Annotated in this window: 21 protein-coding genes; 14 read left to right on the top strand and 7 right to left on the bottom strand. The window is 66.8% G+C overall.

Annotated elements, in window-relative coordinates; genetic code table 11:
- Window positions 1-15 precede the first annotated feature (15 nt).
- Window positions 16-1,521 (top strand): GMC family oxidoreductase, encoded by a 1,506-nt coding sequence (locus BN2156_RS24820; protein WP_090517686.1) that lies wholly within the window; start codon window positions 16-18, stop codon window positions 1,519-1,521.
- Here BN2156_RS24820 and BN2156_RS24815 read toward each other — a convergent pair.
- Together BN2156_RS24815 and BN2156_RS24810 are read right to left on the bottom strand one after the other, a co-directional pair.
- The gene (locus BN2156_RS24815; RefSeq protein WP_090518525.1) at window positions 1,512-2,732 is read right to left on the bottom strand and encodes an acyl-CoA dehydrogenase family protein; all 1,221 of its coding nucleotides are present in this window, start codon (window positions 2,730-2,732) and stop codon (window positions 1,512-1,514) included. The two genes, BN2156_RS24820 and BN2156_RS24815, sit on opposite strands and share 10 nt — an antisense overlap.
- Window positions 2,733-2,788: 56 nt before the next feature.
- Window positions 2,789-3,394: a TetR family transcriptional regulator gene (locus BN2156_RS24810; protein WP_090517685.1), complete on the bottom strand. Its 606-nt coding sequence runs from the start codon at window positions 3,392-3,394 to the stop codon at window positions 2,789-2,791.
- A 121-nt stretch (window positions 3,395-3,515) separates the two neighbouring features.
- Between BN2156_RS24810 and BN2156_RS24805 the strand changes: the two genes are divergently transcribed.
- Genes BN2156_RS24805 through BN2156_RS24785 form a run of 5 tightly spaced genes read left to right on the top strand, consistent with a single transcriptional unit; the run spans window position 3,516 to window position 7,100 of the window.
- Window positions 3,516-4,271 (top strand): hypothetical protein, encoded by a 756-nt coding sequence (locus BN2156_RS24805; protein ID WP_090517684.1) that lies wholly within the window; start codon window positions 3,516-3,518, stop codon window positions 4,269-4,271.
- Complete coding sequence (locus BN2156_RS24800) at window positions 4,268-4,987, top strand: hypothetical protein (RefSeq protein WP_090517683.1); 720 nt, start codon at window positions 4,268-4,270, stop codon at window positions 4,985-4,987. The genes BN2156_RS24805 and BN2156_RS24800 overlap by 4 nt, the downstream gene beginning before the upstream one ends.
- A 46-nt stretch (window positions 4,988-5,033) precedes the next feature.
- Window positions 5,034-5,552, top strand: a complete 519-nt coding sequence (locus tag BN2156_RS24795) for a cytochrome c oxidase subunit 3 (RefSeq protein WP_235625545.1) — start codon at window positions 5,034-5,036, stop codon at window positions 5,550-5,552.
- A gap of 2 nt (window positions 5,553-5,554) precedes the next feature.
- On the top strand, window positions 5,555-5,821 hold the full coding sequence (locus tag BN2156_RS24790) for a cytochrome C oxidase subunit IV family protein (RefSeq protein WP_090518524.1): 267 nt from the start codon (window positions 5,555-5,557) through the stop codon (window positions 5,819-5,821).
- Window positions 5,822-5,846: 25 nt separating this feature from the next.
- Window positions 5,847-7,100 (top strand): alpha/beta fold hydrolase, encoded by a 1,254-nt coding sequence (locus BN2156_RS24785; protein WP_090517681.1) that lies wholly within the window; start codon window positions 5,847-5,849, stop codon window positions 7,098-7,100.
- On the opposite strand, the gene BN2156_RS24780 is transcribed toward BN2156_RS24785, so the two are convergent.
- The 5 genes from BN2156_RS24780 to BN2156_RS24760 all read right to left on the bottom strand — a co-directional run bounded on the left by BN2156_RS24780 (window position 7,093) and on the right by BN2156_RS24760 (window position 14,152).
- Window positions 7,093-8,793: an oligopeptide ABC transporter substrate-binding protein OppA gene (locus BN2156_RS24780; protein ID WP_090517680.1), complete on the bottom strand. Its 1,701-nt coding sequence runs from the start codon at window positions 8,791-8,793 to the stop codon at window positions 7,093-7,095. The genes BN2156_RS24785 and BN2156_RS24780 overlap by 8 nt on opposite strands.
- Window positions 8,794-8,864: 71 nt before the next feature.
- Window positions 8,865-10,298 carry an RNA-guided endonuclease InsQ/TnpB family protein gene (locus BN2156_RS24775; RefSeq protein WP_090518523.1) on the bottom strand — a complete coding sequence of 478 codons (1,434 nt, stop codon included), beginning with the start codon at window positions 10,296-10,298 and terminating at the stop codon, window positions 8,865-8,867.
- Between the two features lie 106 nt (window positions 10,299-10,404).
- Complete coding sequence (locus tag BN2156_RS24770) at window positions 10,405-12,249, bottom strand: oligopeptide ABC transporter ATP-binding protein OppD (RefSeq protein ID WP_090517679.1); 1,845 nt, start codon at window positions 12,247-12,249, stop codon at window positions 10,405-10,407.
- The gene (locus tag BN2156_RS24765) at window positions 12,246-13,178 is read right to left on the bottom strand and encodes an oligopeptide ABC transporter permease OppC (RefSeq protein ID WP_090517678.1); all 933 of its coding nucleotides are present in this window, start codon (window positions 13,176-13,178) and stop codon (window positions 12,246-12,248) included. The genes BN2156_RS24770 and BN2156_RS24765 overlap by 4 nt, the downstream gene beginning before the upstream one ends.
- Window positions 13,175-14,152, bottom strand: coding sequence for an oligopeptide ABC transporter permease OppB (locus BN2156_RS24760; protein ID WP_090518522.1), 978 nt, complete (start codon window positions 14,150-14,152; stop codon window positions 13,175-13,177). The genes BN2156_RS24765 and BN2156_RS24760 overlap by 4 nt, the downstream gene beginning before the upstream one ends.
- 122 nt (window positions 14,153-14,274) lie before the next feature.
- Between BN2156_RS24760 and BN2156_RS24755 the strand changes: the two genes are divergently transcribed.
- The 8 genes from BN2156_RS24755 to BN2156_RS24720 all read left to right on the top strand — a co-directional run bounded on the left by BN2156_RS24755 (window position 14,275) and on the right by BN2156_RS24720 (window position 22,808).
- Window positions 14,275-14,532, top strand: coding sequence for a hypothetical protein (locus tag BN2156_RS24755; RefSeq protein ID WP_090517677.1), 258 nt, complete (start codon window positions 14,275-14,277; stop codon window positions 14,530-14,532).
- Between the two features lie 51 nt (window positions 14,533-14,583).
- Window positions 14,584-14,853, top strand: coding sequence for a hypothetical protein (locus tag BN2156_RS24750; protein WP_090517676.1), 270 nt, complete (start codon window positions 14,584-14,586; stop codon window positions 14,851-14,853).
- Window positions 14,854-14,929: 76 nt separating this feature from the next.
- Window positions 14,930-15,172, top strand: coding sequence for a hypothetical protein (locus BN2156_RS24745; protein ID WP_235625494.1), 243 nt, complete (start codon window positions 14,930-14,932; stop codon window positions 15,170-15,172).
- 209 nt (window positions 15,173-15,381) lie between these two features.
- On the top strand, window positions 15,382-16,086 hold the full coding sequence (locus BN2156_RS24740; protein WP_164481193.1) for a response regulator transcription factor: 705 nt from the start codon (window positions 15,382-15,384) through the stop codon (window positions 16,084-16,086).
- Window positions 16,064-17,671 (top strand): sensor histidine kinase, encoded by a 1,608-nt coding sequence (locus tag BN2156_RS24735; RefSeq protein WP_090517674.1) that lies wholly within the window; start codon window positions 16,064-16,066, stop codon window positions 17,669-17,671. Before BN2156_RS24740 ends, BN2156_RS24735 begins: the two co-directional genes overlap by 23 nt.
- Before the next feature lie 22 nt (window positions 17,672-17,693).
- Window positions 17,694-19,544, top strand: coding sequence for a glycosyltransferase family 39 protein (locus tag BN2156_RS24730; RefSeq protein WP_407661749.1), 1,851 nt, complete (start codon window positions 17,694-17,696; stop codon window positions 19,542-19,544).
- Between the two features lie 55 nt (window positions 19,545-19,599).
- Complete coding sequence (locus tag BN2156_RS24725; protein WP_090517672.1) at window positions 19,600-20,886, top strand: bifunctional glycosyltransferase family 2/GtrA family protein; 1,287 nt, start codon at window positions 19,600-19,602, stop codon at window positions 20,884-20,886.
- Entirely contained in the window at window positions 20,883-22,808 is a 1,926-nt protein-coding gene (locus BN2156_RS24720) for an ArnT family glycosyltransferase (RefSeq protein WP_090517671.1), read from the top strand. The genes BN2156_RS24725 and BN2156_RS24720 overlap by 4 nt, the downstream gene beginning before the upstream one ends.
- Window positions 22,809-22,856 lie beyond the last annotated feature (48 nt).

Raw genomic sequence — 22,856 nt, 5'->3', positions numbered from 1 at the left:
CATACACTCCGCCACGTGGAGGCTGACTACATCGTGGTGGGGACCGGTTCGGCCGGCGCGGTCGTGGCGAACCGGCTGAGCGCACAACCGGATGTGTCCGTGCTGGCCCTGGAGGCCGGACCCCCCGACCGCGACAAGTTCATCCATATCCCCGCGGCGTTCTCGAAGTTGTTCCGCAGCGAGGTCGACTGGGACTACCTGACCGAGCCGCAACCGGAACTCGATGGCCGCCGGATCTATTGGCCGCGGGGCAAGACGCTGGGTGGCTCATCGTCGATGAACGCGATGATGTGGGTGCCGGGTTTTCCGGCCGACTACGACGAGTGGGGTGACCAGGCCGGCGACGACTGGAACTACGCCGGCCTGGAAAAGTATCTGAAGCGCATCGAGGCCGGGCCGCTGGTGATCGAGGCGCAACGCAGTCCGCGCAACTCCACGGCGGCCTGGCTGGCCGCGGCGAAGGAGTGCGGCCACGACGGGTTCTGCGAAACACGGGTGACCCAGCGCCGTGGCGCCCGATGGAGCACCGCCGATGCCTATCTCAAGCCCGCACTGCGGCGCCGAAACCTCAAGTTGCTCACCGAGGCCACCGTCACCCGCATCGTCTTCGCGGGAAACCGGGCCATCGGGGTCGAATTCGACAAGGCGGGTGTCCGGGATGTGCTGACCGCCCGCCGCGAGGTGATCCTGTGCGGGGGCGCGATCAACTCCCCGCAACTGTTGATGCTGTCGGGCATCGGCGACCGTGACCAGTTGTCGCGCCACGGTATCGAGGTGACCTACCACGCTCCCGGTGTCGGCGCGAATCTCCTTGACCACCTGGTGGTTCCGCTGGGATTCGAAGTGCGGAACGACAGCCTGTTCGCTGCCGAGAAGCCGCTCGAGCTCATCAACTATCTGGCCCGGCGGCGAGGCATGCTGACCTCCAACGTCGGGGAGGCATACGGATTCGTCCGCAGCAGGCCCGAATTGGAACTTCCGGACCTGGAACTGATCTTCGCCCCCGCCCCGTTCTTCGACGAGGGCATCGGCGACCCCTACGGTCATGCCATCGTGATGGGACCGATCCTCCTCAAACCCCGCAGCAAGGGCACCATCACGCTGCGGTCGGCCGACCCGATGGACAAACCGATCATCGATCCGCGCTACTTGAGCGACCAAGCCGACCGGGCGGCGCTGATGGCCGGTCTGCGGATGACCGCGGAGATCGCCCGATCCCCGGCGCTCAAAGACGTCGTTGGCCAGATAGCCCGGCCACTCGAGGCCACCACACTGGACGATGAAACATTCACGCGTGCATTGAATTCGTTGTCGCACACGCTCTATCACCCGGTCGGCACCTGTCGCATGGGCAGCGACGAGAGCAGCGTGGTCGACCCGCAACTGAGAGTCCGGGGGACCGAGGGGTTACGGGTCGCCGACGCCTCCGTGATGCCGACGCTCATCCGCGGCCACACCCACGCGCCCAGTGTGTTGCTCGGCGAGAAGGCAGCCGAGCTCATCACCGCGGATCAGAAGTAGGCGTTGGCCGGAACCGGCGTGCCGTCCAACAGGTTCTGGCCGATCACCCGTGCCTTGTAGGCCACCGGATTGTGCAGGGTGATGGTGCGGATGTTGCGCCAGTGCCGGTCCAGGTTGCGCTGCCGGGACGCGGCGCTCGCTCCGCCCAGCTCGAGCAGCCGGGTGGCGGCCTCGGGGGCGACGTCGTCGAGGTGCACCTTGACCTTGGCAACCTTGAGCTGAGCTGCCGCGGCCAAGCCGGTGTCGGGAATACCGTCGACGGCCGAATCGGTGGCCGCACCGATCGCCGCGGCGGCATCGAGCACCGCGGCCCGGGCCACATACGCCGTGCTGGCCAGCACTCCCAGCTGGCGTTGCAGCAGCGGGTCGTCGGTGGGCCGTTCGGTGACGGCATGGCTGAAGTTGCGCTCGCGGGAGCGCAGGAGCGCCACCCCGTCGTCGACAACATTGGCCAGGATGCCGGCGACCACCGCGTGAATGAACAACTGCAGTGAGGCGTACTGCACGGTCGGCACCGGTTCGGCGTCATACGAGGTGTCGGTGAGGATCTCGTCGGCGGCGACCGCGACATCGGTGAACGTCGTGGTGCCGGTTCCGGTGCGGCGCTGGCCGAACCCGTCCCAGTCATCGACCAGCCGGACGCCTTCACGATCGGTGGGAACCAGCACGTTGGCCACCGAGTCGTGGTCAGTGGTGGCGGTCACCGTCAGATAGTCGGAGAACAGGGTGCCGGTGCTGTAATACTTCTCGCCCGTGAGCCGGAAGGCGCCCGCATTCTCCGGATCGGCCAGCAGCCGGGTGTTGAACACCAGGCTGCCCACGGCCAAGGAACCCTTCTCGCTGAAGGCATTACCGAAGATCTTTCCCTCGGCGATCTTGCCCAGCCAGTGCTTCGACACCGGATCGTCGGCGTTGCGCAGCCGCTCCTCGGTGAACCAGAAGTGGGTCCGGAAGATGTGGGCGACGATCGGATCGGCCGCGGCCACATCGATCACCGCGGAGAACAGCTGAGGCACCGTGAATCCCGCGCCGCCGAGGGACTCGGGAAGTCGCAGCGTGCCGAAACCGGCTCGCTTGAGCGCGGCCACCTGGTCGAACGGATTCTCGTCGTTGAGGTCGCGGTCTTTGGCGCCCGCGGCGATCGAGGCCAGCAGGTCATCCCATTCCGGCGTACCGGGCAAAACACGGGTCACGTTCTCGACGGTGGTCATGGCACTGTTGTATCCGTACCGGTTACCGGTGGGCACGTGTTTGGATCAGCCCGAACCTAACGCGCCGCTACCACGCGCAGGCCGTACAGATATGTGCTGAGGTACGCGGTGATCACCGGGGCCCGGACCTCGGCCGCGTCCGGGATGGTGATCAACAGCGCGTAGAGCCCGACCAGGAATGACACGCCGTTGTGCATCACGTCGACCTCGGCCGGGATCTCGCCGCGCGCTTGAGCCCGCTGCAACTCCTCGACCACCGCGACGATCACCGGATGATGCGCCCATTCCTCCGATGGTGGTCGGGTGGTAGAAAAGTGCAGGGCGAGAAAGTCTTTGAACAGGCGGTTGCCCAGGCGCCGTTCGAGCTTCTCCAGCACGCGCACGGATTCGGCCAGGGTGTCGCCGACATCGTGCGGTGTCGCGAAGAACCGCGTCAGCTCGGTGGCCATACGCAGTTGCTCGCGCTGTTCGAGTTCCACCAGGACGTGTTCCTTGGTGGGGAAGTGGAAGAAGAACGTGCCGTGGGCGACACCGGCGGCCGACGCGATCGCAGCCGTATCGGCTGCGGCCATGCCATCGCGTTTGAACTCCGAGATCGCGGCCCCCAGTAACCGCTCCCGCGTCTGCAGGCCCTTGCGGCTGCGGGGCGGTCCGGTGAGCACGGCTCGATGCTACGACATCAACAAACTGACTGTACTCAGTATCGGTCTTTCCTTTTATTCCATCTGCCATTACGGTTTCGGAGGAAGTCGCATCTGACTTGAGTCAGTTTTGGAGGTTGGCATGCAGATCCTGGAGCAGGTTCAAGACCTGCCGAAAGCCGGAAACATCAAGGCCCAGTGGGTGAGCCTGTGGACGGGGCCGGTGGTCGGGGCCGTGCTGGTGGTGGCACTGCTGGCGTTCCCCGGCTTCTGGCCGCCGATGTCGCCGACCTGGAGCGCGCAGCAGGTGGCCGAGTTCTATGCCGATCACACCGCGTGGATCCGGTTCAGCCAGGTGACGTTCAATCTGTGCGGGATCCTCATCCTGCCGTTCTTCATGGTGATCGTCGTCCAGATGAAGCGCATGAAGACCCAGAGTCATGTGTTCGCCTACTGCTACCTCACCGCGGTGATCAGCGGTGCCACCATCTTCGCGTTGTCCAACGTCTTCTTCCTGGTCGCCGCGTTTCGTCCCGACCGCAATCCCGAGCTGGTCCTGCTGCTCAACGACCTGGCCTGGATCGTGTTCGTCGCACCGGTGGGGATGGTGGTGTCGCAGTTCGCGCTGCTGGCAGTGGCGGTGTACTTCGACAACGGGGCCGCCCCGGTGTTCCCGCGCTGGGTGGGGCATTATTCGCTGGTCACCGCAGTGGCGATGATCCCGGCCGCGGGCGCGGCGGTGTTCCACACCGGACCGCTGGCCTGGGACGGTGTGCTGGCGTTCTGGCTGCGCAACGGCGCGTTCGCGGTTTTCGTCGTGGTGATGTTCTTCGTGCTGCGGCGCGCGGTGATCAGCCAGGCCATCCAAGAAGGCGTAGTAGAGGGCACTGCGGCATGACGTTGTTGACCGACGCACCCCCGGGCAGGCCCGATGTGCGGTTGATGACGTGGTTCTTCCCCCTCTGGTACGGGGCATTCGGCGTCATCATCTGCATCCTGACCCGAGTGACACCGCCACCGCGGCCCGATGTCACCGCGGCCGACAAGGTGGCGTTCTTCACCGAGCACGGTCTGACCATCAAGATCGGCTTCTGCCTGCTGCTGATCCTCCTCGGCGGCGCGGCGATGACCAACGGACTGGTCGCCTATCAGATGAAACGTATGTCGGTGGGTTCGGTGTTCGCCTACGGCTATATCGGCGGTATGGGTGTCGGTGCGGTGCCGGGGTTTCTGTTGGTGTCGGTGTGTTTTCTGACCGCGGCGTTCCGGCCCGACCGTGACCCGGAACTGATCAGCCTGCTCTATGACCTCGGAATGCTCTCCTACAACGGCTCATTGGGCTGCTTCACCGCGGCATACCTGGTGCTGGCGATCGCCGTCCTCTACGACAAGAACAACATCTTCCCGGCCTGGTTCGCCTACGTGACCATCTGGCAGATCATCACCGAGGTGATCGCCACCCAGATGTTCGTGTTCCAGTCCGGGCCGTTCGCGTGGAACGGCTCGATCGCCTTCTGGTTGGCGGTGGTGGTGTTCTCGGTCTGGTTGTCGGCGCTGATCGTGCTGTTGCGGCAGGCCGCGATACGTGAGGAAACATCCAGTGACGCAAACTGATTCACGGCCACAGGCTCCTCCCGAGCATCTGCCCGGCGACGGGCACATGTGGGTGATGGTGCTCGGAGACCTGGTCATCTTCGGCGGCTACTTCATCATCTTCATGATCTACCGGACGATGCACCCGGATGAGTTCCTGCGAGCCCAACAGCATCTCGACGTCACGATCGGCGTCGTCAACACGGTGATCCTGTTGACCAGCTCCTGGTTGGTGGCCAGGGCGGTGCTGGCCGCACGGGCCGGCCGTCATGACACGGCCATCGGGCTCACGTACGCCGGCGGTGTCGGAGGCCTGATGTTCATGGCCTGCAAGGGATATGAATGGCTGGTCAAAATCCAGGCCGGACATACCAATTCGGAGGTGTTCTACTCGTTCTACTACGTGCTGACCGGCGTGCATCTGATCCACGTGCTGATCGGGCTCGTCGTGTTGGGCGTCATCGTGCGCGAGTTGCGCAACCCCTCCCGGCGGCGTGCGTCGGTGGTCGAGGCGGGTGCGGTCTACTGGCACATGGTCGACCTGCTGTGGGTCGTCATCTTCGGCTTGCTGTACGTGGTGAGGTGATCATGACCGAGAGGGCAGTGACCCGTACCTGGCTCGTACTCGTGGCCATCACCATCGGATCCTGGTGGCTGGCGCCGGCCCAGTACTCGGACACGCTCGCGGCCAGCGTGCCGATCACCGCGCTGGTGCTCGCGTTGACGCTGATCAAGTCGCGGTTGATCATCCGGCAGTTCATGGAGGTGCGGGCCGCGCCGAGATGGCTCAAGCTCGCCACCGACGGCTGGCTGGCGGTGCTGTTCGGGGCGGTCTTCGCCATCTATGTGATCTGAGCATTGCGCGGCACAATGGAGCGTAATGACCATGAACGCCAAGCGCAGGCGGGTGCACGACAAGCTGGCCGCGCTACCGGGGGTGCGGGCGGTACGACGCCCGGTCAGTCCTGGTTCTGACGAGCATTTCGATCTGTTCTACGTGCGGGCTGGTCGCAAATCGGCGTATCCGGTGGTGATCATCCCGGGCGGCCCCGGCGTCGCGTCGATCCAGCCCTACCGGGCGCTCCGGCGCCGGGCGGCCGCGGCCGGATTCGACGTGATCATGATCGAGCATCGGGGTATCGGGATGTCGCGGCACACGGATGCGGGCGCGGATCTGCCTCCGGCGGCCATCACCGTCGAGCAAGTGGTCGACGACGTCGCCGCGGTGCTCGACGACGCGGGTGTGCACGAGGCGGAGCTCTACGGCACGTCGTACGGCAGCTACATCGCTGCCGGCTTCGGGGTACGGCACCCCGACCGGGTCGCCGCGATGGTGCTGGATTCACCCCTGCTGTCCACGGCCGATATCGAGGCCATGCGCACCGCCATTCGCGCTCTGCTCTGGGAGGGCTCCGACCCCGAGACCGCCGAGCTGGCGCCCAAGGTCCGCCGCCTGGTGGCGGACGGTGTTCTGGCCACCAGAGGGGGAGAGCTGGCCGGTTTGCTGTACGGGTTCGGCGGCGGCGCGCTGCTGGACCGCCAACTCGATCTGCTCCTGCGTGGGCGCGCCCTGGTGTGGTCCGGGCTCGCGCGGCTGAGCCGGCTTTCGACGCGAAAAGCGCCGTACCGCAACGAGGTAGATCTCGTCGGGCGGATCGCCTTCCGCGAGTTGAACTACGCCGGGGTGCCCGACGGCCTGCCGCTGGACCCGGCGCTGGAGATGGCCGACATGATCGGTAGCGCGAAGTTCTACGAACCCTTCGAGGCCGAGCCCTTCGACCTGATGGCCGAGTTGCCCCATTTCCACTGGCCCACCGTCGTGGTGTCCGGGGGCCGGGACCTGACCACGCCGCCGGCGGTGGCCGAGCAGATCGCGGCGCTGGTGCCCGATGCCGTACTGGTGAGGATGCCGACGGTCGCCCACAGCGTGCTCGATACCCGGGAGCGTGCCGCCTTCGCGGTGATCCGGGCGGTCCGCGACGGTGTGACCGAACAACTTTCGGCCACCGCGGACGAGCTGGACGCCCTACCCGCGCGGCCGGTCATCCAGGTGACGGTTGCGGCGATCGCGGCGGCCACCACTGTGGAGGCGGTGCTGCCCGGGGCCCAGTGGCTGAGTCCGGCGACTACTTGAGGAAACCGACCTTGGTGTAGTCGGTGTCGGCCAGACCGGGGGCCCCGAAATTCGCCAGGCTGCTGCGCACGGCAACGTTGCCGGGGGATTGGAACAGCGGAAGGCTGAACACCTCCTCGAACAACATTGTGTCCAGCTCGTTGGCCAGGGTCAGCGCCTTGGCCGGGTCCAGCTCTTCGAGCGTCTGCTCGATCTTGGCGTCGATCTCCGGGCTGCCGATCTTGCCGAAGTTGCTGGCGCCGTCCTGGGCGTAGATCTGGGTCAGTGAACTCAGCGGGAAGGCGTCGCCCAGGAACGCGAACTGGGCGATGTCGAAATCACCCTTGATGATGTAGTTGGTGAAGAACCCGGTGCCCGGCTTGGTGTCGAGCTTCAGGTTCACGCCGATCTGGCCGAGCATGTTCTGCGCGATCTGGGCCACCTGCCGGGTGCTGCCGGCGTCGTAGAACACATTGCGGATGACGAGTTCCTTGCCGTCCTTCTCCCGGAACTGCCGTCCCTCAGGCACTTTCCAGCCCAGCGCGTCGAGTTCGGCCTTGGCTTTCTCGGGGTCGAAGGCCACCGAAGCGGCGTTGTCCTGATAACCCTGCTGGCCCGCCACGAAGATGTGGTTGTTCAGCGGCACCGGATTGTCGGTCAGACCCCGCTGGGTGATGTTGGCCAGCGCCTGACGGTCGAGGCCCTTGGCGACGGCGCGACGCAGGGCCGGGTCGGCCAGGATCGAGCCGGGCGCGCCGTTGAACGTCAGGTGGTACCAGCTGGCCGACGGCGCCCGCCGGATGCTGATACCCGCGGTCTTGCGGGCGATGGTCAGTTCGTCCAGCGACGTGGTGCCGGTGGCGTCGATGGTGTTGTTCTGCAGTGCCGGGATGCGGGCGGCATCATCGAGCACCAAGTAGGTGATGGTGTCCAGCAGCGGTGGGGTGCCCCACCATTTCGGGTTGCGGCTCAACGTGATCCGCTGCGATCCCCGGTCGATGTTGGACACCATGAACGGGCCGGCCGACGGCCCGGGCGCGTTGAGTTGAGCCTTGTTGAAGGCCTCGGGGGTCGCGGTCATGCTCTTGGGCAGCAGCCGGCCGTTGCCGGCGAACATGCCCTTCCAGTCGGCGTAGGGCTTGGCGAAAGTCATCACGGCCTGGCGGTCGTCGACGCCGCGGGTCACCGAGGCCACCCGCTCGAAGCCGTTCGGCGCGGCGATGACGAACGCCGGGTCCTTGCCGCTGTTGGCCTCGGTCTGGGACTTGATGTCCTCCCAGGTGATCGGCGTGCCGTCGGTCCAGACCGCCTTGGGGTTGATCGTGTAGGTGACCACCTGGGGGTTGTTGCCCGTCAGTTCGACGTTGGTGAAGTAGTCGGTGTTCACCGCCGTCGACCCGTCGGCCGCGATCACGAAGGCCCGGGGCAAAGTGGGCTTGGTCAGCGCGCCGACGTCGCCGGTGTTGCCGTCGAGGTGCAGAGGGTTGAAGTTCGACGGGAACTCGGTCAGGGCAAGGCGAAGGTTGCCGCCCTGGCGCAGGTTCGCGACGTCCTGCGGATTGATGTCGTTGGTGGCGCCGAGCTCGGCGTTCCCGCCGGCCGACGGGGTTTCCCGGTCGCCGCCCGAACACCCGGCCAGGGTGAGTGCGGTGATTGCGGCGACGATGGCAAAACGCTGGAGCTTGAACCCCTTGAAGCCCTTGAACCCGTTCACCCAGTCGATGCTAAAGCGTGCCGAACCAATCTGGTGATTCTTGGCACCACCGTTCTCGGGTGATCGTCGGTTCAAGCTGCTGGAGCAGGGTGAACGTCAGTTCCCGCGTCATCCGAGTCGGTTTCGCCTACACGATTGCGTAGGCCAGCGCCGTCTCGTCGGCGGGCATTGATGGCCCGGCCTCCGTGCTTGGGGGTCCGGGGTTCTGGTGACGCATTGGTGTGGGCTTCCCCCCACTGCGCAAGGTTGGTTGCCGCATTCGTGTCCCGGTCGATCTCATGGCCGTTCGGGCAGACAAATGTCCGGTCGGCCAGCGTAAGTGTTGCATTGCGCTCGCCACACACACTGCAGAGTCGGCTTGACGGGAACCATCTGTCCGCGTAGATGAGTTCGCCACCTCGCCACGCTTGCTTGTAACCAAGCATGCGGGCAAACTCGGCCCACCCAGCATCGGAAATAGCCCTTGCTAGCTGACGGTTGCGCCGCATACCTGACACGTTGAGGTCTTCGATGACGAGTCGGTCGTGAGTCTTGACCACCGCGTTGGAAACCTGGTGCAGGAAATGACGTCGGATATTGGCCACACGGTAGTGGTGGCGAGCCAGCTTCGCGGCAGCGATCCTTCGGTTCCGTGATCCTTTCTCTTTGCGCGACAACGATTTGGCGAGTTGCCGTTGCACTTTCATTCCGGTGCCCAGGGCCCTCGGGCCCCTGCCGGTGCGGACTACTTCGGTGCCGTCGCTGGTGGCAGCGACGGCGAACGATGACAGACCGCGGTCGATACCGACCCAATCGCCAGCGGCTGATTGGTCACGGGTCGGATGTCGGTGAGCAGCGTGGAAGTCGGCCGCCTCAACAGTCAGCGACGCCCACCAGCGGCCACCCCGGTTACTGATGGTGGCAAACAGGATTCTCGCGCGGTTTTTCGCGAGCAGGCGTCGCAGTCGGCGGGTGTCATCGTGCACCGCGATCTGTCCGAGACCGGGCAGCGTAATCGAACGCGGTCGGTCATGGTCGCCGACGCGAATCGCTGATGGCCGCCCCTTAGAGTGCTTATTACGCAATCGAAGTGACTGTGTTCCACGAGTTTTCTTCTTAAACTTGGGAAAACCGACCCTTGCCCCTCCGCGTCTACCCGCACACGAATCAGACCACGCTTTCAGTGCGTTTCCGAGATCGACGGCGGCTTCTTCGAACACCTGCTGGCAAATTTGGTTTCGCCAGGCGAGGCCGGTGACCAAAAGTTGAGCCGCACCGCTGCCGTCTACGGTAAATGTGCGGCCGGCGTCGGCGGTTATCTTCCAGGTGTTGAAAGCATTAATCAGGTCGAACCCCGTCCACGGCACCCGAGCGGTCGAATCCGAGTCGCGAACCGTGAGAGCGGTCTTGACGAACTGCAAACACTGATTGAACGCGAAACGAGACGCGCCGGTATGGCGGGACAGCAGCACGTACTGCTCAACTGTCGGGTTGAGGCAGAACCTGAATGTCGTGTGGCGGCTCATTGCCTGCGAGCATCGCACTTACCACCGACAACCACTCTGACCACAGGAGAGGGGCCAAAACGCCGGAGCGCCATCGAGATGCCGCATCCAGTAGATGCGGCAATACCTAACCGTTGACAGGCCGTGGTTGCGGAACCGCGGCCAGCAACTTGCGGGTGTACTCGTGCTGCGGGGCGGCGAACACCGCATCACCGGAGCCCTGCTCGACGACCGCGCCCTTGTACATCACCGCGACATCGTGAGCCAGGTGTTTGACCACCGACAGATCGTGAGAGACGAACAGATAGGCCAGGCCGAACCGGTCCTGCAGGTCGAGCAGCAGGTTGATGATCCCGGCCTGGATGGAGACATCCAGCGCCGAGACCGGTTCGTCGAGCGCGATGATCTTGGGCTGCAGAGCCAGGGCGCGGGCGATCCCGATGCGCTGCTTCTGCCCGCCGGAGAACTCGGCCGGGTAGCGGCTGGCGTCGGCGCGTCGCAGGCCCACCAACTCGAGCAGCTCGGCCACGCGTTCGTCGATCCGCGGTTTGTCGAATCCGTTGGCGGTCAACGGCTCTGCCAAGACATCCGATACCGGCAGCCGCGGGTCCAGTGAGGCCACCGGATCCTGGAACACCACCTGCAGGTCGGTGCGCAGCGCCCGCCGCGTCGTGCGGTCCAGACCGGCCACGTCCGAGCCGAGCACCTCGATCGAACCTGATTGCGGTGCAGACAGATTCAGGATCTGGTGCAGGGTGGTTGACTTGCCGGACCCGGACTCGCCAACGATGCCGAGGGTGCGTCCGCTGCGCAGGTCGAAGCTGACGTTGTCGACGGCGCGGACCTCGCCGACCTGCCTGCGCAACACCACGCCCTTGGTCAGCTTGTAGGTCTTGGACAGGTCGCGCACCCGCAGCACCACGTCGGCGTCGGCGCGCGGAGTGTCGGGTGCGGTGGCGGCGGTGCCCGCCACCTGATAGATGTCGGCGGCGCTGCGCCCGGAGACCTGGTCGGTGCGGATGCAGGCGGCGTGGTGGTCCGGTGCCAGCTCGATGAGTTCGGGCTCGGCGGCCTCGCATTCGTCGATGGCCAGCGGACAGCGCGGGGCGAACGGACAACCGTGGGGTGTCACCGTGAGCGACGGCGGCGCACCCGGGATCGGCACCAGGCGCGTGCCCTGTGGGGCATCCAGGCGCGGCACCGAGCCGAGCAGGCCGACGGTGTAGGGCATGCGGGCCCGTTCGTACAGCCGGTCCACCGGTGCATCCTCGACAGCCCGCCCGGCATACATCACCAGGGCACGGTCGGCGAATTCGGCCACCACGCCGAGGTCGTGGGTGATGATCAGCACCCCGGCGCCGGTGACGTCGCGCGCGGTCTTGAGCACCTCGAGGATCTGGGCCTGCACCGTGACGTCGAGAGCGGTGGTGGGCTCATCGCAGATCAGCAGATCGGGATCGTTGGCGATCGCGATGGCGATGACCACCCGCTGGCGTTCGCCACCGGACAGCTCGTGCGGGAACGAACGGGCGCGTCGTTCCGGCTGGGCGATGCCGACCAACTCGAGCAGTTCGACGGCGCGGGTCCGGGCCGCGCGCCGGCCCAGGTCGCGGTTGTGGACCGTCAGCGCCTCGGCGATCTGGTCGCCCACGGTATAGACCGGGGTGAGTGCGGACATCGGATCCTGGAACACCGTGCCTATGGTGTTGCCCCGGATACGCGACATGTCGGCGTCCGACAACCCGAGCAGTTCCTCGCCGCGCAGCCGCAATGACCCGGACACCTCGGCGAATTCGGGCAGCAGACCCACGACGGCCATGGCGCTGGCCGATTTCCCGGCGCCGGATTCGCCGACGAGCGCGACGACTTCGCCGGCGTCGACATGAAAGTTCACACCCCGTACGGCCTGCACGGGCTCGCCGTCGGTGGGGAACGTCACCCGCAGATCGGATACCTCAAGCAACCGGCTCACTTTCGCGACCTCCGCCGACGTAACTGGCCGCTACCGGGATCGAACGCGTCGCGCAGGCCGTCGCCGGTCAGGTTGGCGCACAGCACGATCAGCACCAGTACCCCGGCCGGGAACAGAAACACCCACGGGAACGTCGTGGTGGATTTGGTGCCGTCGGCGATCAATGTGCCCAGCGATACGTCGGGCGCCTGGATGCCGAAACCCAGGAAACTCAAGCCGGTCTCGCCCAGAATCGCCAGGCCGACGTTGAGCGCGGTGTCGATGATCAGCAGTGAGGCCACGTTGGGCAGGATGTGGCGGGCGATGATCCGCCAGTTGCTCACGCCCATATACCGTGCGGCGACGACGAATTCACGCTCGCGCAGGCTCATCGTCATGCCGCGGACGATTCGCGAGCTGATCATCCAGCCGAACACCGAGAACAACACGATCAGCCAGAACACGCGATCGGACTGGCCCAGGCGCGGGGTCACGATGGCGATCAGGATGAAGCTGGGCACCACCAGCAGCAGATCGACGATCCACATCAGTGCGGTGTCCCGCCAGCCACCGAAGTAACCGGCGACCGCTCCGACGGTGGCGGCGATGATGGTCGAGATGAACGCCACGCAGACCCCGATCAGCATGGACTTCTGCATGCCGCGCAGGGTTTGGGCGAAGATGTCCTGCCCGAGTGCGTTGGTGCCGAACCAGTGGTCGGCCGACGGCGGCTCCTGCAGCGCGTAGTAATCAAGGTCGGTGTAGCTGTACGGCAGCAGGGGCGGCAGGGCGTAGCAGCCGACGAACAACACCACGAGCAGCACCAGCGACACCACCGCGGGTTTGTTGCGCATAAAGCGCCGCAACACCAGGGTGCGCCGGGTGGCGAATTCCTCGGTGTGCAGACCCGAACGTGCCGACGTGGCCGAAGCATCAGGGGTTTGTGTCATGTCACCCGCACCCTCGGATCCAGTGCCGCATAGATGACGTCCGACAACAACCCGGCCAGGAGCCCCACCGAGCCGGTGAACACCGTGATGGCAGCGATGATGTTGGTGTCCTGGGTGGCGATGCCCTGCACCACCCATTCGCCCATCCCGTGCCAGCCGAAGATCTTCTCGACGAACACCGCACCGGTCACCAGGCCGGCCACGCCATAGGCGAAGAGTGTGGCCATCGGGATGAGCGCGGTACGCAGGCCATGTTTGAACAGCGCCCGGCCCCGGGTCAGCCCTTTGGCCCGTGCGGTCCGGATGAAGTCCTGCCCGAGCACGTCGAGCATCGCGTTGCGCTGGTAACGGCTGTAGCCGGCGATGGCACCCAGCGCGAGCGTGAAGGTGGGCAGCGCCAGGTGCTGTAGCCGGTCCACGAACTGGTTCCACCATCCCCCGATGGCATCGGGCGAAGTTTCCCCGGTGTATTCGAACAACTGCACTCCGAGAACCGAGTTCACGTTCAGCGCAGCGAGGATGAGAAGGTTGGCGATCACGAACGTCGGTGCGCTCAGGACGAGCAGCGACAGCACGGTGATGAACCGGTCGGACAGCCGGTACTGCCGGATGGCGCTCCACGCGCCCAGCACCACGCCGATCACGGTCCCCAGGACCGAGCCGATGATCAGCAACCGGAGGCTGACCCCGATGCGCCGCCACAGCTCATCGGACACCGGTTGCCCGGTGACAGTGGTCCCGAAGTCGCCGCGGACGGCACTGGATGCCCAGTCGACGTACCTAAGCGGAATGGGCTTGTCGAGGCCGAGTTCGGCGGCTTTGGCGTCGATCGCGGACTGTGGTGGCCGCGGATTGCGCTGCAGCAGGCTGTCGAGCGGCTCGAACGTCAGCGACGTCAGCGTGAACGTCAGGAACGATGCCAGGGCCAGCAACACGATGTAGTTGAGCAGCCGGCGCGCCAGAAAGCGCGTCATCCGGTTGTTCCCGCCCACGGCTGCATGCCAGATAGGGTAGAGCAGTCACGAACCGGAATCCGGCGGGTAACTGACAGTCGTGCCACAGCCTTGACATAGAAATCAGGCGTTCACTGAAAAACATGAAGGTCAGCGGACTCAAGAACGTCAAAGTGATCGCCGCGGTCGCCGGTGGGGCAGCAGTGATGGGGTTGGGTGTCGTCGGAGCCATCGCCGATGGTGCGCCGACGCCTGCGTCTCCGGCATTGGCCGCGGGGTCACACATGAATCTCCGCCAGACCAGCACGGAGACGACACCGCCGACCGCGCCGGCCGTGTCCATGGCCGTACCTGCGCTCCGGGGCAACACCCCGCCGGCGGGTTTCGCCACCACGCACTGATCGGGTGGTGGTTTCACCTCCGGCCGCCGCGGATATACGTCGCAGTGGGAGGTGAGCGCATTGGGTAGCGCTAAGGGAAACAATCAGCGAAATCTCAAATTGATCTCCGCGGGCATCGGCGCCCTCGGCGGGTTAGCCACGGCCGTGCTCGGAATCGGGGTGGGTGGTGGTCTGACCGGTGCCCAGCACCGGGTCGAACCGCCGGCCATCACCACAGGACAAACCATCACCGAAACGACCGCGCCGTCAGCTCCGGAGACGTCCGAGGCGTCGCCGACCGTCTCGGCGACGACGCCGCCTGGGTTTGCCACACCGCACTGATCGCGGCTGATGCCGTCAGCCTGCGCGCAACGCGGGCGGTTTACCTCTGCCCCGGATTGGCGGTAGGGAGGTCGGTGTGACAGGAGACGAACGCAACAAACGGACCAAGTACGCGATGGCCGGTGTGGGAGCGATCGCACTGGCGACAATGGGCGCAATCGGCGCCATGATGGGCGGGGCGTCGGCTAGTGGGGCGGTGATCGGCCCGGTGCCGGCCGCTGGCGAAACCGTAACCAAGACAACGGCTCCCAGTGAGCTGGAGACGTCTTTCGCGAAGCCGACGGTGAAGGTGGAACTGCCTGACGGGTACGGCAACTAGGGCGGCGGCCGGAGGTCCGGCGGTCGGCAACCCCGAACGGGGCGCCGGTGTTGTCTGTGAGTCGGCTGTGTATTCGCGCTGCAGCGGATATGGCGGTTTTTCACAGCTCGCGCATAGACAAGACACAGTCTGGGCCTATTGCCCGGGCGAATAATGAGCCCGTGAGTATGACGACCAACGGCGGTGATCCCGAGTCCGGGCGCGCGGTGATGCGGCGCGCCGACGGCAACCCGATCCAGGTACTGGTGGTCGACGACGAGCCCGTACTGGCCGAGTTGGTGTCGATGGCGCTGCGCTACGAGGGCTGGGACATCGCGACGGCGGGGGACGGCGCGAGCGCGATCGCCGCGGCGCGGGAGAACCCACCGGATGTGGTCGTCCTCGATGTGATGCTGCCCGACATGAGCGGTCTGGACGTGCTGCGGAAGCTGCGCGAACAGATCCCTGGCCTGCCCTTGCTGCTGCTGACGGCCAAGGATTCGGTGGAGGACCGCATCGCCGGGCTCACCGCGGGCGGGGACGACTACGTCACCAAGCCGTTCAGTCTTGAGGAAGTGGTGCTGCGGTTGCGGGCGCTGCTGCGGCGCACCGGGGTGACCAGCGAAGACGGTGGCGCCAAGATCGTCGTCGGCGACCTGGTGCTCGACGAGGACAGCCACGAGGTGACCCGTGGCGGTGACCCGATCACGTTGACGGCCACCGAGTTCGAGCTCTTGCGGTTCATGATGCGAAACGCCAAACGGGTGTTGAGCAAGGCGCAGATCCTCGACCGGGTGTGGAGTTACGACTTCGGTGGACGGTCCAACATCGTCGAACTGTATGTGTCCTATCTGCGCAAGAAGATCGACAGCGGACGCGAACCGATGATCCACACGCTGCGTGGTGCGGGATATGTCCTCCGGCCCGCTCGCTGAGGTGGCGGTCGGGACCGGCAGCGCCACCCGGTGGTGGTCACCGCGCACCTGGTCGTTGCGGGCCCGTCTGGTCGTCACCCAGGTGGCTCTGCTGGCTGTGGTGTGCGCGAGCATCGGGGTGGCGACGGAGTTTGCGCTGCAACGGTTTCTGATGCACCAGCTTGACGATCAGCTGATCGAGGCCGGCCGGCGCTCGGCGGCGATCTTCGAACTGCCGCCTCCGCCACCGGGTTCACCGCCGCCGCCGGGTATGCGCGGCCACCATCGCGGGCCGTTCGACCCGGAGGAGGGGCCGGGGCCCGGATTCCTCAACGCACCGGGTCAGGCCGCGCGCACGGTCGGGGCCGTGGTGTCGCCCTATCGGCCCGTGGACGCGGGTGTGATCACCGCAGAAGGTGAGCGGATCGAGGTCAGTGCGGCTGCGGCCGAACAACTTTCCCAGATCCCGGCGAACCGGGTTCCCGAAACCGTTGTGCTCGACGGGCTGGGACGCTACCGGCTGATCGGTCTTCACCCCCGCCACGGCGGACCGCAGGTCATCGTGACTGGGCTGCCGACCGCCGTCGTCGACGACACCCTGCTCTGGGTGCTCGGAATGTTCTGTGTGCTGGCGGCCATCGCGCTGATCGCCGCGACCACTGCCGGGACCCTGATCATCCGGCACCAACTCGCCCCGCTGTCACGGGTTTCTGCGGCCGCGCGCAAGGTGGCCGATCTCGAACTCGACCGTGGCGAAGTGCAGCTGCCCACACCGATCGTGCCGGTCGACCCGGCCGGCGCCCACACCGAGGTCGGCCAGCTGGGCACGTCCCTGAACCGGATGCTCGACCGCATCGCCAGTGCGCTGTCGGCCCGGCACGCCAGTGAGACGCGGGTGCGCCAGTTCGTCGCCGACGCCAGCCATGAGTTGAGGACACCGCTGGCCGCGATCCGCGGCTACACCGAGCTGGCTCAGCGCAAGCGCGACGACCTGCCCGCCGACGTGGCCCACGCGATGAACCGGGTGGAGTCCGAGACGGCGCGGATGACGCAGTTGGTCGAGGACATGCTGCTCCTGGCTCGCCTCGACGCCGGGCGGCCGCTGGAACGCGACAGCGTGGACCTGTCCCGGCTCGTGGTCGATACGGTCAGCGACGCCCACATCGCCGGTCCGGACCACCGATGGTCACTCGACCTGCCCGAAGACCCGGTGGTGGTCGAGGGCGATGAGGCCAGGTTGCATCAGGTACTGGCGAATCTGCTGGCCAACGCGCGGACCCATACACCGGCGGGCACCTCGGTGACCGTGTCGTTGAAGTCCGTCGCGAACGACGCGGGCGCGGTATTGCTCAGTGTCGCGGACAACGGTCCCGGGATCCCGGCGAGCCTGCTGCCAGACGTGTTCGAGCGGTTTGCGCGTGGCGATTCGTCGCGCTCGCGGCGCGAGGGCAGTACCGGGCTGGGCCTGGCGATCGTGGCCGCGGTGGTCAAGGCACACGGCGGCACCATCGAGGTGAGCAGCGCCGCGGGTGCCACCGAGTTCGCGGTGCGATTGCCCGGGCCGAGCTCACAGGCCACACACAGGACGGACCAATCGGGTACCTAGCCGCCGCGGCAAACATGGGGTAGTGACCCTCGTTGCCGCAGACCCTGCTGTCGAGGTGGAGACGGCTACGCCGGCTGCCTCGGGCCCTGGCCATCCGAAGCCGGTACTGATGGCCTTGTTGGCCGGAACCGCGGTGCTCTATCTGTGGAACCTGTCGAGCAGTGGGTGGGCGAACGCGTTCTACTCGGCCGCGGCGCAGGCGGGGGCGCAGAACTGGACCGCGATGCTGTTCGGGTCCAGCGACGCGGGCAACGCCATCACCGTCGACAAGACGCCCGCGGCCCTGTGGATCACCGACATCTCGGTGCGCCTGTTCGGGCTCAACTCGTGGAGTGTGCTGGTACCGCAGGCGCTCATGGGGGTCGGTGCCGTCGCGGTGCTCTACGCCGCGGTTCGCCGGGCCGCCGGACCGTGGGCCGGCCTGCTCGCCGGTACGGTGCTGGCGCTGACGCCGGTGGCCGCATTGATCTTCCGGTTCAACAACCCCGACGCCCTGCTGGTGCTGCTGCTCGTCACGGCGGCCTACTGCATTCAGCGTGGCATCGAAAAAGACTCCAGCCGTTGGTGGTTCGTCGCCGCAGGTACCGCGGTGGGCTTCGGATTCCTGGCCAAGATGTTGCAGGCCTTCCTCGTCCTGCCGGCCTTCGCCGCCACGGCGCTGATCGCCGGGGACCGTCCGCCGAGCCGGCGCGTGCTCGATGTCGTCACGGCCGCAGCGGCCATGGTCGTCAGCGGTGGCTGGTATCTGGTGCTGGTGGAGTTGTGGCCGTCCTCGGCGCGGCCCTACATCGGTGGATCACAGAACGACAGCATCATCGAACTGGCATTGGGTTACAACGGCTTGGGCCGCTTGACCGGCGACGAAACCGGCGGGCTGGGCAACCTCAACTTCGATGTCGGGCCAGGCCGATTGTTCGGTTCCCAGATGGGCGCCGACATCGCCTGGCTCCTGCCGGCCGCACTGATCTGCCTGGCGGCCGGCCTCTACCTCACCCGTCGGACCGCCCGCACCGATCCGATCCGTGCCGCAATGACCATGTGGGGTGGTTGGCTGTTGGTCACCGCGGTGGTGTTCAGCTTCATGCACGGCATCGTGCATCCCTACTACACCGTCGCGCTCGCGCCGGCCGTCGGCGCGGTGACCGGCATCGGCGCCGTGCTGCTGTGGCAGCGTCGCGCCGAAATCCGGGCCGCCACAGTGATGTCCGGTGTCGTGCTGGTGACCACGATCCTGGCCGCGGTGCTGCTGGCTCGCCACGACGACCCGTATCCGTGGTTGCGGGCGGCGGTGGCGGTAGCAGGAGTGGGCGCGGCGGTGCTGCTGCTCATGGCGAGGCGGTTGGACCGCCCAGTGACGCGGGTGACCGCGACACTGGCGCTGGCGGCCTGTCTGGCCGGTCCGGCCGCCTATTCGATCGCCACCGCGGCCAGCCCGCACACCGGGGCGATACCGGCGGTAGGGCCTTCGCGCGGAGGCGGATTCGGTGGACTGTTCGCCGCTCCGGAACCCGGTCCCACCCTCACCCAGGTCCTGGCCGCCGGTGCCGACCGCTACCAGTGGGCGGCGGCCGTCGTGGGTTCGTCGAACGCCGCGGGGTACCAATTGGCCACCCGCGCACCGGTAATGGCGCTCGGAGGCTTCAACGGCACCGATCCGGCGCCGACGCTCGGCGAGTTCCAGCGTCTCGTCGACGACGGTGCGATCCACTACTTCATCCGATCCCGCATCATGACCGGCGGATTCGGCGGACACACCCCCAGTGGCAGCCGGGCGGCCATCGAGATCGCGGAATGGGTGCAGGCCCACTACAACCCGGTCACCGTCGACGACGTGACCATCTACGACCTGACTGCCCGTGCGACGAACACATAGCAGGCGCATAGCTTCGCCCCACTCAGATCACAAGCCTCCGGAGAACGATGAACTCATGACAACCTTGGTCCAAGACCCCGAACAGCGGTTCCACTTCGCGTCCCGGCCAAACGCCGCACTGGCCGCCCGGGAGGCCGGGGTCCCGGTGCTCGATGTCGTCGTGCCGGTGTACAACGAGCAAGCCGCACTTGCCCATTCGGTGCGGCGGCTGCACCGCTACCTCGACGAGAACTTCGCGGTGCCGGTCCGTATCACCATCGCCGACAACGCCAGCGTCGACGACACCCCGCGCATCGCCGCCGAACTGGCTGCCGAACTCGACGGTGTGCGTGTGGTGCGACTGGAGGAGAAGGGGCGCGGCCGGGCCCTGCGCACCGTGTGGTCGACCTCGGATGCCGCGGTGCTGGTCTACATGGATGTCGACCTGTCCACCGACCTGGCTGCGCTCGCACCCCTGGTGGCACCGCTGATCTCGGGTCACTCCGATCTGGCGATCGGCACCCGGCTGGGCCGCGGCTCACGGGTGATCCGTGGCGCCAAGCGCGAGTTCATCTCGCGCTGCTACAACCTCATCCTCAAATCGACTCTGTCCGCCCGGTTCTCGGATGCGCAGTGCGGGTTCAAGGCGATCCGCGCGGACGTCGCCCGCCGGCTGCTTCCGCATGTGGCCGATACCGGATGGTTCTTCGACACCGAGCTGCTGGTCCTGGCCGAGCGCAGCGGCCTGCGAATCCACGAGGTGCCGGTGGACTGGGTGGACGATCCGGACAGCCGCGTCGACATCGCCGCCCCCGCCACCGCCGATCTCAAGGGCATCGGCCGGCTGCTCCGCGGGTTCGCCAACGGCTCGATCCCGGTGAACACCATCGCCGCGCAGCTCGGCTCGTCGCGGAAGTCGGCGGCGCCCGAATCGCTGCTGCGCCAGGCGGTCCGCTTCGCCGCCGTCGGCGTGGTCTCCACACTGGCCTACCTGCTGCTGTTCACCGCGCTGCGGGCCGGCGTCGGTGCGCAGGCGGCCAACCTGATCGCGCTGCTGGTGACCGCGATCGGGAACACCGCCGCGAACCGGCGATTCACCTTCGGTATCGCCGGGGCGGGCAACATCACCCGTCACCATCTCGAGGGCCTGACCGTGTTCGCGATCGCGCTGACCATCACCAGCGGTTCCTTGGGACTGTTGCATGCCGTGGCGCCCGTGCCGCACCGCGGCGTCGAACTCGCAGTATTGGTGGCAGCCAACCTGCTGGCCACCGTGGTGCGGTTCGTCCTCTTGCGGGGGTGGGTCTTCCACCCGTCGCGGACGCGGGCAGCCACCGAACCGAATCGAGAGACAGGGATATGACGACCATCGCCGACGCGGCACCCGATGCCGCCGCCGTGACCGCGCAATCACCGGATGCGGTGACCCCGCGCTGGGTTCGGCCGTCCTACTGGGCCCTGCTGGCCGGCACCGCGGTGCTCTACCTGTGGGGCCTGGGATCGTCGGGCTGGGCCAACAGCTACTACGCCGCGGCGGCACAGGCCGGTACCCGGTCATGGAAGGCCTGGCTGTTCGGATCGCTGGACGCCGGCAACGCCATCACGGTGGACAAGCCGCCGGCGGCCATGTGGGCAATGGGTTTGTCGGGCCGGCTGTTCGGCTTCAACGAGTTCACCATGCTGCTACCGCAGGCACTGATGGGCGTCGGCGCGGTGGCACTGCTGTACGCCACCGTGCGGCGCACCAGCGGCCCCGGCGCCGGTCTGATCGCCGGGGCGGCGCTGGCGTTGACGCCGGTGGCGGCCTCGATGTTCCGCTACAACAACCCCGACGCGCTGCTGGTGCTGCTCCTGGTGCTGGCCGCCTACTTCATGGTCCGTGCGGTCGGGCCGGTACCGGCCAGGGCCAGTGCCGGGTGGGTGGCGTTGGCCGGCGCGGCGCTGGGCTTCGCCTTCCTGACCAAGATGCTGCAGGCGTTCCTCGTCGTCCCCGGGCTGGCGCTGATGTTCCTGGTGTCCGCACCCGCGGTCGGAGTGTGGAAACGCTTGGGTACCTTGCTGATCGGCGCGGTCACGATGATCATCTCGGCAGGTTGGTACATCGCGCTGGTGGCGTTGTGGCCGGCCGGCTCCAGGCCCTACATCGCCGGCTCGACCGACAACAGCCTGCTGCAACTGGCATTCGGCTACAACGGACTGCAGCGCATCATGGGGCAGAACGGTCCGGGGCCGGGCGGAGGCGGCGGGCCGGGACACGGCCCCGGTGGTGGCGCCAACCTGGCGTTTGGCGGTGATCCGGGGATCGGCCGGATGTTCGGGATGTCCATGGGTACCGAGGCCTCGTGGTTGTTGCCCGCAGCACTGATCGGCCTGGTTGCCGCGCTGTGGCTCACCCGGCGCACCGCGCGCACCGCCGGGGCGCGGGCCGGCCTGCTGATGTGGGGTGGCTGGCTGCTGGTCACGGCCGTGGTGTTCAGCTTCATGGACGGGATCATCCACCCGTACTACACGGTCGCGCTGGCACCGGCCGTGGCAGCCGTCGTGGGAATCTCCGTCACCGAATTATGGCGTGTGCGTGCCCGATTGGCGTCGCGACTGGTGCTTGCGGTCATGCTGGCCGGCACCGGGGTGTGGGCCTTCGTACTGCTGAACCGCACCCCCGACTGGCTACCGGCGTTGCGCTGGATCGTGCTGATCGGCTCGGTGCTGACCGCCATCGCCCTGGCCTTGGTGGCCCACCGGCCGGGGAGGCTGCCGGCGGTAGCGGCGTTGGCGGCCATGTTCTTCGGGCTCTCGGCGACCGCGGCCTACACCGTCGAGACGGTGGCCGCCGGGCACAGTGGTGGACCGATTGCCATGTCGGGTCCCAAGCGGGACATCGGATTCGGTGGCCCGGGTGGGCCCGGTGGTCCGGGCGGTCCAGACTTCGGGCGGGCCGACGACCCGGCACTGGCCGAGCTGATCGCGGGTGCCGACGGCCGCTGGGCGGCGGCGAGTGTCGGGTCGATGATGGTCAGTGACCTCGAGCTCAAGACGGGGGAGTCGCTGATGGCGATCGGCGGGTTCACCGGCAGCGACAACTCGCCGACCCTCGCGCAGTTCCAGCAGTACGTCGCCGACGGTCAGGTCCGCTACTTCCTGGACCGGCCCGAGGGCGGCCGGGGCGGGCCTCCCCACGAAGAGCGCGGCAGCGCCGCACAGATCAGCGACTGGGTGCACCAGCACTTCACCAAGTCCGTGGTCGGCAATGTCGGAGTGTATGACCTGTCGGCACCGCGTACCTGACCACCTGACCGCGATGGCCGTCCCGCTTCCCCCCGAGCGGGACGGCCA

This window comes from Mycolicibacterium neworleansense, from assembly GCF_001245615.1.
GTDB classification, from domain to species: Bacteria; Actinomycetota; Actinomycetes; order Mycobacteriales; family Mycobacteriaceae; genus Mycobacterium; species Mycobacterium neworleansense.
The sequence above is the reverse complement of the archived record's forward strand: the minus strand, read 5'-3'. Positions and strand labels throughout refer to the sequence as shown.